Origin of the sequence: Chryseobacterium takakiae (assembly GCF_900129385.1) — a bacterium.
GTDB lineage: Bacteria > Bacteroidota > Bacteroidia > Flavobacteriales > Weeksellaceae > Chryseobacterium > Chryseobacterium takakiae.
Map to the genome: position 1 here is coordinate 441,361 of NZ_FQVO01000001.1, position 12,198 is coordinate 453,558.

Here is a 12,198-nt window from a genome sequence, read left to right on the forward strand (position 1 = left end):
GGTTGTAAATGTTTTAATAGATAAGTGATGATAGACTGATGGATAATAGATTTTATTCTGTAGTGAATGGTGAAGCCGGAAGCCCTGACTTATTTTTTAAATTCCCGTCCGGATTATCGGCCCAGTCGTATCGTACGGAAACCGGATCATTAACTCCATCATTCCAGACTACAATATTTTTACCCTGAATTTTGGCTTTTGCCCATTGATAATTTCCATCTTTTCCTTTGATGGCAAAGCCTTTCAGTTCCGAAACCGGAGCAAAATCATCGGTTCCTTTGTTAAAGGATAGTCTGATTTTATTCCCTTCAACTTTCATTGACTGATAAACAGGTCCATCTGCAACGATCTCTTTTTTGTCGCCAATTTTCAACGCCTGCAAAGCCAGTCGGTCGCCCACTGTTTTTTTGTCAAGAGGATGAATATCATTCCACTCTCCGGCGTCTATAATCACGGCAAGTCCGGTTTGCGGAACGGTGAGCGAAACTTTTCGCTGCTGGTCTCTGAGTTCTGCCCAATTGCTTTCCACAGGCTGATTTTTAGCTTCCATAAAATTCGCAAGCTGAACGATCAGGAACGGTGCGTCTTTTTCATTCCATTTGGAACGCCAGTCGTTGATCATTGTGGTTAAAAGATCGCCATACTCTTTCGGTTTGCCGGTATTGCTTTCGCCCTGGTACCAAAGAAATCCTTTTACTTTATAGTTAATCAGCGGATTGATCATGGAATTATAAAGGCCGGTTGGTTTCCAGCGGATGAAGGTCTGTCCCGGAGCCATTTTCTCCATTTTAGCCCCAATTTTATATTTCCAACTACCTGTAAGATCAATTTTCTGTCCGCCGATTTCAAGATAATACGGTTTATCGGCAATGAACTGTCCTTTTCCGCTTCCGTTGGTAATTCTTACGGCAATTATATTTTTACCTTCTTTCAGAATCCCAGCCGGAATATCGTACCATCTTGGAGGATATTCATACGTAACGTTTCCTACTTTAACGCCGTTGATGTACGTCACATCCGCATCTTTTATTCTGCCAAGATTCAGGAAAGCTGCTTTTCCTGCCTCATCTTTTGACAATGTGATTTCTTTTCTTAACCATACAGAGCCTTCGAAAGACCCTTCCTGATCTTCCCATGATCCAGGGACATTCATCGTTTTCCATGATGAATCATCCAGGTCAAAATTTTCCCAGTGCTGATTGAGACCGATGTCACTTTGATCCAACTCGGTGTACCAGGCTCTGCTTAAAGCCTGTTCGCCGGATTCGGTAGATTTTATTAAATCATCATTTTTCCATTTTTCAGCTTCCTGAAGATATTCCGGATAGCTTTTAAGAGAATTCGCATCCATCCAGGCCTGAACCGGAGAGCCACCCAAACTGGTATGGATAATTCCTACAGGGATTTTATTTCTCTCATACAGATTTTTAGCGAAAAAGTAAGCAACACCCGAAAAATTCTGAATGGTTTGTGGGTTTGCGCTTTCCCATTTTCCACCATCAAGATCATTTTGCGATGCTTTAAAATTATATTTCTGCGGAACGGTAAAAAACCTGATGTTTTGATTATTTACCGTTTTCATTTCGTCTCCGTACAGCGGTTTAAGGCGTCTCATCGGAAGTTCCATGTTAGACTGTCCGGATGCTACCCAAACGTCACCAATTAAAATATCTTTAAGCGTAATATCGTTGATGGTCATTACAAACGGACCTCCGGCCTTAAGTTCCGGAAGCATGATATTCCAGTTCCCTTGGTTATCTGCGGTTGCAGAATAGGTTTTGTTTAAAAATTTAACATTCACCTTTTCACCTGCATCAGCATAGCCCCAGATTTTCAGCACCTGATTTCTCTGAAGAATCATTCCGTCTGAAACCAGTGCAGGAAGCTTTACCTTAGCATTCAATACACCAATAATGGAAATGGCCAGTATTAAAAATAATCTTTTAGAAAAATATATTTTCATGGGTTAATCTTTTAATTTTTATTGATAGACTTTTGGTAATCCTGCGTCAGCAAACGTACTTCAATAATTTTTGAAGTCTGCATCTGCTCTTCCGCATAAAATTTTACACTAAGAATTTCTTTATCTTTTTCTGTTTCAGGAATCGGTAAAAGTAGATATTGAGGTGAATTTCCGGCTTTTCCTTCCAGTTTTTTGGCAGAGACTTTTTTACCGTTGACTTCTACATTTAAAGCACGGTTGGCATTCGCATCAAAATACAAAATGTATAAATATTCAGCATTTTTCCCTGGATTTTTCATCCGGTAACTGAACCAGCCTTTCGCATCCCGGAAATGACAGTCTTCCATATATCCTGTGTTGGAATCGTTGCTTTCAAAGTAGTGATCAGACTCCGGCTGCTGCTCACCCAACTGAATTTTATCTGCAGTGATAAGATCAAGCCGTCTGGTTTCCGCTTCTTCTTCAGCTTTCTTTTTCTGGAGGGATTCAATTTTGTCCTGATCAGCCTGCGGCCAATACAGAATATATCTTTCTTCCTGAATTGTATAAAACGGTACCAGCTGAAAACCTTTATCAAACTTTTCTTTAGGATACAATCCCGTAAGACTGAAAGTAAGATCCTGCGTATTTATGGGCTTTACATGATTAATCACTTCTTTTCCATTTCCTAAAATAACAGGAATCTCATTCAGCGGAATCTGCGGACCGTGGGCAATATGTCCACCTCTGCTGTCATCTGCTAATAATCCCTGCTGATTTTCTTTTCCATAAGTTGCAGCAAGAACAACAGGTCCGTACTTAAAGGCATAATAATCTGATTGATCCGGCAATTTTTCGGCGGTAAGATGCATGGGAAGATACATTTCTACCACATCACCTTTTTTCCATTTCCGGTTGATGTTAAAATATCCGTCGTCATCAGCCGTTAGATCCTGCTTTTTTCCATTTATAGTTATGGCTGCCTCTGAAGAAGTCATCCATTCCGGGCAACGAAGCTTTAAATTTACCATTGCTTTTCCAGTCTCTTCAAAAACTAATTTTGTTTTTGCAGTTTCGGGAAAGGTGTTTTCCTGTCTTAGGATGATTTTTTTATCATCCCATCTCAATGTTGAAGGAATAAAAAGGTTAACGTAAAGATTATTATCAGAATGCGCGTAAATCATTTCACCATACTTGGCATGATTTTCCAGTCCGGAACCTACGCAGCACCAAAAGCTTGTCTGCGGCTGTGAGTAAACACGGTAATGGCCGGGACGCATCGGTGTAAAATACACAAAGCCACCTTTATCATGATTTTCGGTGGAAAGAATATGATTGTACAGCGCGCGCTCATAATAATCCATATAATACGACTTGGGCAACGTTGCAAAAAGTGCTTTTGTAAGCTTCAGCATATTATAGGTATTGCAGGTTTCCGGACCTTCAATATTTTTAATCATGCTGCTGAAATCATTAACAGGATTAAAATGTTCACTGACACTGTTTCCGCCGATAACAGATGATCTTTTTTCCGTAACGTTATGCCAGAAGAAATCTGCGGCATTACTGCATTGTGCATTATTTTCGAGATCGGCAATACGTTTGTAGCCGATTACTTTCGGAATTTGGGTATTGGCATGAATTCCCGTAAGTTTGTCTTCGCCTAAAAGCAGTGGATTTAGAATGGCCTGATGGGAAAATCTGTAGGCAAGCTGAAGGTATTTCTTATCTCCTGTAATTTCATACACATCCGCAAAAATTTCATTTAGACCACCGTGCTCACTGCGAAGCATATCCTGAATCTGCTCATCAGACAACGCGGAAACTTCGTTGATCATCCAGTCGGTAAGCTGTACCAACATTTTTTTTGCTTTTTCACTTCCACCATACCAATAGGCATCACGAAGTCCTGCATATATTTTATGAATATTGTATAAAGGAACCCAGCGGTCGTTTAATCCAAATCCTGAAGCGCGGATATCTCCTTCCGAAATTTGTTTCCAGATTTTTTTACCAGAAGGTACTCCTGAAAGATAACCGTTTGAAGATGCATTCTGACAACGATCAAGTTCATTGATCATGTAATCAAGTCTTTGTTTTATTTTAGCATCTCCTGTTGACGCGTACATCAGTGATAACGCCGAAAGATAATGTCCTCCGATGTGGCCGTCAAGGCCTGTATTTTCCCAGTTCGGATAATTTTCCGCTTTTGGCTGTAAGCCTGCTTCTTTGAGATACGGAGCCAGAAGCCTGTCCGGTTCCATAGTCATCATATAGTTTTTATCGGCCTGCATGGCTTTGTTGAAAATACTTTCCGACAGCTTAACATCTTTCAGCGGGAAATACTGAATTTTCTGACTTACCTGTGCAAAGGTAAATGATGAAAACGCGAATACGATAATGGAGATTTTCCGGTTCATTAATAAATGTTATTTCAACATTTCTAAAATAAAAGAAAGAATTTATATACAAAACATTTTAAAAATTCTGAACCGCGAAATGTAAATAAAAACGATTTTTAGCCAACTTTAAAATTACAAATCAACGATAACTTATCATAAAAAATAAGATTATTGATGGTATAGAAAATCAGGAACATAAAATTAAATGTTTGTGTACAAAATAAATACGGAACATTTAAGAAGAATTGATAATAATTCCGGAAACAACTTATCGTATTTTTAATAGTAAGGTTAAAAATTTAGTTTTTCGTCATTTATAAAATCTGATCCTAAAAATTAACATAATTTTAACATTAATTTTATATTTGATTCATCAATTTTCAAGAAAAAATTGCCTGTATAAAGATCATTTTTTCTCCCGAAATCATTTCCAACACTGCTGTTTTGGCAGGTATGAAATAAAATCATGAAAAAAGTGTAAAAAATACATTTAAGTACAATCATATGCTTAAATAATTTACCTTTGTATAAAATATAAAGATGACCCAGGATTATTCTCAATATCCAAGACATTTGGTAGCTGTTGACTGTATTATTTTCGGATTCGACGGTGAAAATCTTAAGATTCTTCTTGTGCAAAGAAATTTCGAACCCAAGATGGGAGAATGGTCTTTGATGGGGGGTTTTATCGGAGACGATGAAACTTCTGATGAAGCAGCACAACGTGTTCTTCAAAATCTCACAGGCCTGGAAAACATCTACCTTGAGCAGCTTAATTCTTATACACAGATTGACCGTGAGCCTACCGCAAGAATCATGTCGATCTCTTATTATGCGCTGATCAATATTGAGAAGAATATCCAGATCAATGAAAAATACAGTGCCAAATGGTTTGATTTTCAGGATTTTCCGACACTTATTTTCGATCATAATGATATGGTGAAAGACGCCGTTTTAAGATTACGAAGAAGAGCTTCCACAAGACCTATCGGTTTTGAGCTTCTTCCGGAAAAATTTACCATGAAAGATCTTCAAAGCCTGTATGAAGCCATTTTTAATGAGCAATACGACAAAAGGAATTTCATCAGTAAAATTAACGCGCTGGATATTCTGGTAAAAACAGAGGAAAAAGATATGACCTCGTCTAAAAAGGGATCTTTCCTATATCGTTTTGATGAAGATCAATATAAAAAAAAGCTTGCCGAAGGATTTATGTTTAAGATTTAGACATTAAACCTGTTTAAATTAACTTCAGAATTAACCACAAAAGGTACAAAAGATAATCTTAAAGCGAATTTCCAGAATAATCAAAGTGCTCAAAAGAATAATAATTAAAGATTTTTAAAAAACTATTGTGAACTTTTTTGTTTATCATTATCAACTTTAAAATAAAAGTTTAAACAGACTTATTATAATTTTGTCAGGTAATATCAAATTATTTTTGATTTAAATCTTTTTTTAAATTCTTCATAAATTCATCTGCTGAAGGAATATTTCCCAGATTACTTTTTATCTTTTCAAACAAATCACTGAATCTCGCTTCACCGTTTAATACTTTTAATGAATATTCAAATGGATACAGTGAAATTACTCCTCCGTCTTTGTTGTATTTTAATGTCATAAACCGTAAAGGAAATTCAGGAGTTTTATCCTGATAAAGTTTAAAACCATATTCTTTGATTAAGAAATAGGAAAATGCGATGGTGACCATTAACCCGATCTGCTTGTCTTCCTGATTAAAAAGTTTGCAGTATTGAAAAAATCCTATTCCTTCTTCAATAGCTTCATCAATATTTGCAGGATGATAAATAGGACTTTCTATGATGGGCTTAATCTTATTGTCTAAAAAATAGCTTTCAATCATCTTAAAAGAACCGTCTACCAAAAGATCATCTTCAGAAAGTTCCTGTTTCGTGTACCTGCTATCAAAATATTCTTCAGTAAAAACTTCTTTCACTTGTGGTACTTCCTTATTTTCCTGATTTGAATTTTTATTTTTTGAAAAAATTTTTCTAAAGAAACTCATGTAATGTATTTTAGTTATTAGCCGTTGTGTGCCAAATATACAAACTATTATACAATGTAATAGTAATCCGACTAAAAAAGGATTGATAACCGGCCTCCTTATAAACTTACAAGTTTAAAGATAGAACTCCTACGGAGTTCACAGATATTCCTATAATTCATTGTACTACACAGCTATTACTCATGCAGAGTACATTTACACTTGGATATTAATAAAAAACAGGACATCAAAACTGATATCCTGCTTATTTTCTTTACTTATTTAAATTTTACCAAAACCTTACATAAAGCGCAGTCAGTAAAAGTAATGTTACCACAATCAAAACCAATGTTCTGTTATCCACTTTGAACATGGAAGCATCAATAACAAAAGCTTTTGGGTTTACTTTCGGGCCGGCAAGACTTATCAGGATCATTACGATGATGGTAATTACAAATGACCATCCCATATTGATCAGGAACGGAATCTCCGTAATGGTATGAACTACGCCGCCTTCTAGTTTTTCATAAGTGAAAGCCGTATACAGCCAAGTTTCTTTTCCGAAAATATCCACTGCAAAGCTGTTGAAGAATATGGCCAGAACAAAACCTAAAATTACCCCCACTAAAGCGGCTGTTCCCGTGGTTCTTTTCCAGAACATTCCAAGCAGGAACATCGCAAAAACTCCCGGACTGATAAATCCTGTATACTTCTGAATGAAGGTAAATCCACCCTCTCCCCCGATTCCCAAAACATCGGTCCATGTAAATGCCAAAGCCAGGAACATCGCAATGATGATCGCCCATCTTCCGGTTCTCACCATTTCAATTTCCGTAGCATCTGCTTTCAAATACTTCTTATAAATATCTAAGGTGAAAATCGTTGAAATACTGTTCACTTTTCCTGCCAGGGACGCCACAATTGCTGCAGTAAGAGCGGCTACGGCAAGACCTTTCAGACCCACCGGCAAGAATCCTAAGATAGCAGAATAAGCTCCGTCTTTCACGCCATTGAAGCCCGGCAGATGTCCTTTCGTATACAGAACATACGCTGCAATCCCCGGAAGCATGACGATAATCGGCATAAATAATTTTAAAAACCCTGCGAATAGAATTCCGGTTCTCGCAGTTTTCAGATCTGCTCCTAAAGCACGCTGCGTAATGTATTGGTTGCAGCCCCAGTAATTCAGGTTTACAATCCACTGTCCGGCAAAATACATCGCCAATCCAGGCAGAACTACATATTTCTGAACATTCAGGTTTTCAGGCATTGCCAATGTTGTAGTAGTAACTTTAGGTTTTTCAAGAATCAGTTTAAAATGCTGCGGTGCTTCATTAATTAAAGTATTGAAGCCAGCCAATGCATTTCCGACAGCCGCCCCGTTGATTCTCTGATCAACAATCTGCAAGGCCATATACACGGTTGCAAAACCCCCGATGATTAAAACCGCTACCTGAATGACATCTGTGTAACCGATTACCTTCATCCCGCCAAGTCCGATTAACAAAGCCATTATAAGCAATCCTATCATAATAATATGCAAGCTTCCCCCGCCAAGTAATGTATCAATCGCTAAAGCTCCAAGATAAAGAATGGAAGTAAGGTTAACAATTACATATAAAAACAGCCAGAATACCGCCATAATCAACGAAACCGATTTGTTGTAACGGGTTTCGAGAAATTGGGGCATCGTGTAGATTTTATTTTTGAGATAAATCGGGATGAACCAGACGGCGATAATAATTAAAGCAATCGCGGCAATCCATTCGTAAGCAGCTACTGCAATTCCCACGAAAAATCCTTCTCCGGACATTCCGATGAACTGTTCCGCTGAAATATTTGAAGCGATTAAACTGGCACCAATTGCCCACCACGTAAGTGATCCTTCTGCCAGGAAGTAGTCTTTACTGCCTGTAGCGGCCGATTTTTTTCTGTTATAAATCCAGATTCCGTAGCCGGCAACGACAACAAAATAGATTAGAAATATAATGATATCAAGAGTTGCTAAATTCCCCATACTTTATTTTTTTACTGAGAATTTATAAATTGTTTTCGACTGGTATTTTTGTCCCGGTTTCAGCTCTGTAGACGGAAATGAAGGCTGGTTCGGGGAATCCGGGAAATGCTGTGTTTCCAGGCAGAAACCTGTTCTGGTCCCGTTTTTACCACCGGTTTTTGTTTCATATTTCCCGTCAAGGAAGTTTCCTGAATAAAACTGAACACCCGGTTCATCGGTAAGCACTTCCATTACTCTTCCTGATTCCGGATGATACACTTTGGCAATGCTTCTCAAACCGTTTCCGTTAAGAATCCAGTTGTGGTCGTAGCCTTTTCCTTTTTTCAGCTGATCATCATCCGCATTGATATCTTTCCCAATTGTTTTTGAAACTGTAAAATCAAAGGGAGTTCCTTTAACAGCTTTTTGCTCACCGGTCGGGATTAACGTTTCGTTCACCGGTAAAAATTGATCTCCGTTGATCTGCAGCTCATGATCCGTAATTTCTTTTGTAAAATTTCCGGAAAGGTTGAAATACGAATGCTGTGTAAGATTGACAACAGTTGGTTTATCCGTTTCTGCTTCGTAAGAAATTTCCAACGCGTTATCGTCCGTTAACGTATAAAGAACCGTTGTTGTTAATGTTCCAGGGAAGCCTTCCTCTCCGTCTGCACTCGTATAAGTCAGCTTCAATGTTGGAAACTGCGCTTCTTTTATCTGCTCAATATTCCAAAATTTGGTGTGGAATCCCTCTTTTCCGCCGTGAAGACTGTTTGGTCCGTCATTTTTATCGATGTTAAAAGTCTTTCCTTCCAGCGTAAATTTTGCATTGGCAATTCTGTTTCCGTAACGGCCAATCAATGCACCGAAATAATACGGATTTCCGTTGAAATAATCTTCCGGCTTGGTAAAGCCCAAGACCACATCTTGGTATTTTCCGTTTTTATCAGGAGCGGTAAGTGAGGTGATGATTCCACCGAAATTAATGACTTCCAGCTTCATCCCGTTTTTATTGGTCAGCGTATATTTTTTAATAGAATCACCTTTTGACGTGACTCCGTAATCTGAAACCTGTATGTTTTTCATGGATTCCGAATGAGTTTTTGATTGATTTTCCTTTTTATTGCACCCGAAAATACATAAAACGGCAAAAAGAATTATCAGATTGATACTTGTTTTTTTCATTTTTCTGAATATTTTGCAAGTTTAACGATAATAAATTTCATTCCAGCGAAGCGTATTCTTGAAATCGCGGATTTTTGTGTCTTCATCGATTACGAGCGATTCAATACCTGCCATTTCCGCAAAATCTTCCAGCTGTTCGGCACTGATATTTTCACTGTAGCAGGTGTGATGGGCTCCTCCGGCTAAAATCCAGGCTTCAGCTGCAGTATACAAATCCGGAAGCGGCTTCCAGAGTACTCTTGCCACAGGAAGCTTCGGAAGTTCTTCGGTGATTTCCAATGCTTTTGTCTTATTGATTAATAGTCTGAAATGGTTTCCAAAATCCATCAACGCTGCATTTAAAGAATCAATATTTCCTCTTGAATTAAAAACCAAACGAACCGGATCTTCTTTTCCACCAATTCCTAACGGATGAATTTCACAAGACGGCTGATCTGCTGCCAAAACTGGATCTACTTCCAACATATGAGAGCCTAAAACCGATGGATTTGACGGATTTAAATGATATGTATAATCTTCCATAAAGGCATTTCCGCCTTCCAGGCCTTGTCCCATTGTTTTCATGGCGCGTACGAGAGCAGCCGTTTTCCAGTCGCCTTCCCCAGCAAAACCGTAGCCTTTCTGCATCAATCTTTGTACGGCAATTCCGGGAAGCTGCTCCAGTCCGTGAAGATCTTCGAAAGTATCAGAGAAACCTTTGAAATTTCCATCTTTCAGGAATTTTTCCAACCCTAATTCAATTCTTGCAGCAACTTCCAGGGATTTTCTGTTTTCTCCTCCTGAAAGAAGAGATGCTGCCATTTTGTAGGAGGCTTCATATTCTTCGATTAATGTTTTGATTTCGCCATCACCAATCGAATTAACAACGCTTACCAAATCTCCGATGCCCCAAGTGTTAACCGAAAAACCGAATTGGGTTTCCGCTTCCACTTTATCGCCATCCGTAACCGCTACAAATCTCATATTGTCGCCAAAACGGGCAAATTTTGCCCCTTGCCAGTCGTCCCAGCCCGCCGCAACACGGCTCCAGTCACCGATTTGTTTCTGAATTCTTTTTTCCGCCCAGTGTCCTACGACCACTTTTCTGTTTTTACGGAGACGGCTAACCATAAATCCGAATTCTCTGTCACCGTGTGCTGCCTGGTTCAGGTTCATAAAGTCCATATCCATCGTTGACCATGGAATATCCTGATTGAACTGCGTATGAAGGTGCAGCATCGGTTTCTGTAAAGCAGTCAATCCGCGAATCCACATTTTTGCGGGTGAAAAAGTATGCATCCAGGTTACAATTCCGATACAATCTTTTGCAAAATTGGCTGCGGTTAGGGTTTCGAAAATTTCTTCCGTTGTTTTTACGGTAGATTTTAAAACTACTTTTACGGGAATCTGTGAGGAAGCGTTGAATGCCTCTACGATTTTAGCCGAATGCTCAGCAACCTGCTGTAGTGTTTCCGGGCCGTATAAATGCTGACTTCCGGTGATGAACCATATTTCTTTGGTATTGAGGGGTGTTAACATATTTTTATTAATGATGATTTATAATTGATAATTGATTTGTAACAAATTTTGTTTTCCATAGGTTTACACCTATGGCTACTGATGTTGAACCCTTCGGGTTCGTAGTCTTCTGTTGAACGATGACAATTGCTAAAAGCCAATTGCCAGCCGCCGCCAATTACTGTCCGTAATAGGCATTTTTGCCGTGTTTACGTTCGTAATGTTTTTTTACTAATGAATCTTTCAAGCGAGCTGCATTTGGATTGATTTGTCTTGTGAGATACGCCATTTCTGCAATGGTTTCGAGAACTTTGCTGTTGTAAACAGCTTTTTCTGCATTTTTCCCCCAAGTGAATGGTCCGTGGTTTCCGATGAGTACCATTTCTACTTCTTCGTAAGACAAGTTTTTTTCTTTAAAACAATCAAGAATCTGGATTCCCGTATTGTATTCGTAGTTTCCTTCGATGAGATCATCCCGCATTGGCGGAGCGCAGGGAATATCTGTTGTCAGATGATCTGCATGGGTGGTTCCGAAAATCGGGATGTCTAACTGCGCTTGTGCCCAAGCTACAGAATAAATAGCATGCGTATGCGAGATTCCGCCTATGTTTTCCCATTTTTTATAAAGGTAAGCGTGGGTTTTGGTATCGGAAGACGGTCTTAAATTTCCTTCCACCACATTGGCGTCGTAATCTAAAATCACCATATCTTCCGGTTTCAATATTTCGTAAGGGACACCGCTCGGTTTGATGGCAAAGATTCCTTTGTCACGGTCAACGGCACTTACATTTCCGAAGGTGTAAACGACCAGCTTCAATGCATCAAGCTGCATATTGGCTTCGTAACATTCTCTTTTTAATTCTTTATAGATGCTCATTGTATTAATTTTTAAGCGTAAATTTTTGACTGCTGATTATTTTTAAGTCGTAGGCATTTATAATTTTTCCTAAACCTTATAGGTTTTAAAAACCTATAAGGTTTGTTTCTCCAGCAACAGCATGAGTATTGAATTGCATGCAGCCCGACCTGAGTGGAGCTCTTTTTGTGTAGCAAAGCGGAACAAAAAAGCGGGAACCCTTCGACAAGCTCAGGATAAACTACAGACGGATAAAGCTGCCATAATAATTTTAGTTAATGGTTGTTGGTTGATGGTTTTTCACTTAATGTAAAT

At 38.7% G+C, this 12,198-nt stretch carries 8 protein-coding genes; 1 reads left to right on the forward strand and 7 read right to left on the reverse strand.

The genetic code is table 11. From position 1 onward, the window contains the following. Positions 1-52: 52 nt before the first annotated feature. The gene (locus BUA76_RS02070; RefSeq protein WP_083573131.1) at positions 53-1,963 is read right to left on the reverse strand and encodes a sialate O-acetylesterase; all 1,911 of its coding nucleotides are present in this window, start codon (positions 1,961-1,963) and stop codon (positions 53-55) included. 11 nt (positions 1,964-1,974) lie between these two features. After that, positions 1,975-4,362, reverse strand: a complete 2,388-nt coding sequence (locus BUA76_RS02075) for a glycoside hydrolase family 127 protein (protein WP_072883158.1) — start codon at positions 4,360-4,362, stop codon at positions 1,975-1,977. A gap of 522 nt (positions 4,363-4,884) precedes the next feature. Between BUA76_RS02075 and BUA76_RS02080 the strand changes: the two genes are divergently transcribed. After that, positions 4,885-5,571: an NUDIX hydrolase gene (locus BUA76_RS02080; RefSeq protein ID WP_072883159.1), complete on the forward strand. Its 687-nt coding sequence runs from the start codon at positions 4,885-4,887 to the stop codon at positions 5,569-5,571. Positions 5,572-5,779: 208 nt separating this feature from the next. Here BUA76_RS02080 and BUA76_RS02085 read toward each other — a convergent pair whose 3' ends face one another. The 5 genes from BUA76_RS02085 to BUA76_RS02105 form a co-directional block, all read right to left on the reverse strand. Further along, positions 5,780-6,370, reverse strand: coding sequence for a hypothetical protein (locus BUA76_RS02085; RefSeq protein ID WP_072883160.1), 591 nt, complete (start codon positions 6,368-6,370; stop codon positions 5,780-5,782). Positions 6,371-6,638: 268 nt separating this feature from the next. Further along, complete coding sequence (locus BUA76_RS02090) at positions 6,639-8,366, reverse strand: sodium:solute symporter family transporter (protein WP_072883161.1); 1,728 nt, start codon at positions 8,364-8,366, stop codon at positions 6,639-6,641. A 3-nt stretch (positions 8,367-8,369) separates the two neighbouring features. Then, positions 8,370-9,530 carry an aldose epimerase family protein gene (locus BUA76_RS02095; RefSeq protein ID WP_072883162.1) on the reverse strand — a complete coding sequence of 387 codons (1,161 nt, stop codon included), beginning with the start codon at positions 9,528-9,530 and terminating at the stop codon, positions 8,370-8,372. 21 nt (positions 9,531-9,551) lie between these two features. Then, positions 9,552-11,048: an L-arabinose isomerase gene (araA, locus tag BUA76_RS02100; RefSeq protein WP_072883163.1), complete on the reverse strand. Its 1,497-nt coding sequence runs from the start codon at positions 11,046-11,048 to the stop codon at positions 9,552-9,554. 157 nt (positions 11,049-11,205) lie between these two features. Continuing rightward, the gene (locus tag BUA76_RS02105) at positions 11,206-11,904 is read right to left on the reverse strand and encodes an L-ribulose-5-phosphate 4-epimerase (protein WP_072883164.1); all 699 of its coding nucleotides are present in this window, start codon (positions 11,902-11,904) and stop codon (positions 11,206-11,208) included. Between the last annotated feature and the right edge of the window lie 294 nt (positions 11,905-12,198).

Bases quoted from the DNA above. Each gene is read 5' to 3' on its own strand.
- BUA76_RS02080 (WP_072883159.1), top strand. From the start codon at position 4,885: ATGACCCAGGATTATTCTCAATATCCAAGACATTTGGTAGCTGTTGAC.
- BUA76_RS02105 (WP_072883164.1), bottom strand. From the start codon at position 11,904: ATGAGCATCTATAAAGAATTAAAAAGAGAATGTTACGAAGCCAATATG.
- BUA76_RS02085 (WP_072883160.1), bottom strand. From the start codon at position 6,370: ATGAGTTTCTTTAGAAAAATTTTTTCAAAAAATAAAAATTCAAATCAG.
- BUA76_RS02095 (WP_072883162.1), bottom strand. From the start codon at position 9,530: ATGAAAAAAACAAGTATCAATCTGATAATTCTTTTTGCCGTTTTATGT.
- araA (WP_072883163.1), bottom strand. From the start codon at position 11,048: ATGTTAACACCCCTCAATACCAAAGAAATATGGTTCATCACCGGAAGT.
- BUA76_RS02070 (WP_083573131.1), bottom strand. From the start codon at position 1,963: ATGAAAATATATTTTTCTAAAAGATTATTTTTAATACTGGCCATTTCC.
- BUA76_RS02075 (WP_072883158.1), bottom strand. From the start codon at position 4,362: ATGAACCGGAAAATCTCCATTATCGTATTCGCGTTTTCATCATTTACC.
- BUA76_RS02090 (WP_072883161.1), bottom strand. From the start codon at position 8,366: ATGGGGAATTTAGCAACTCTTGATATCATTATATTTCTAATCTATTTT.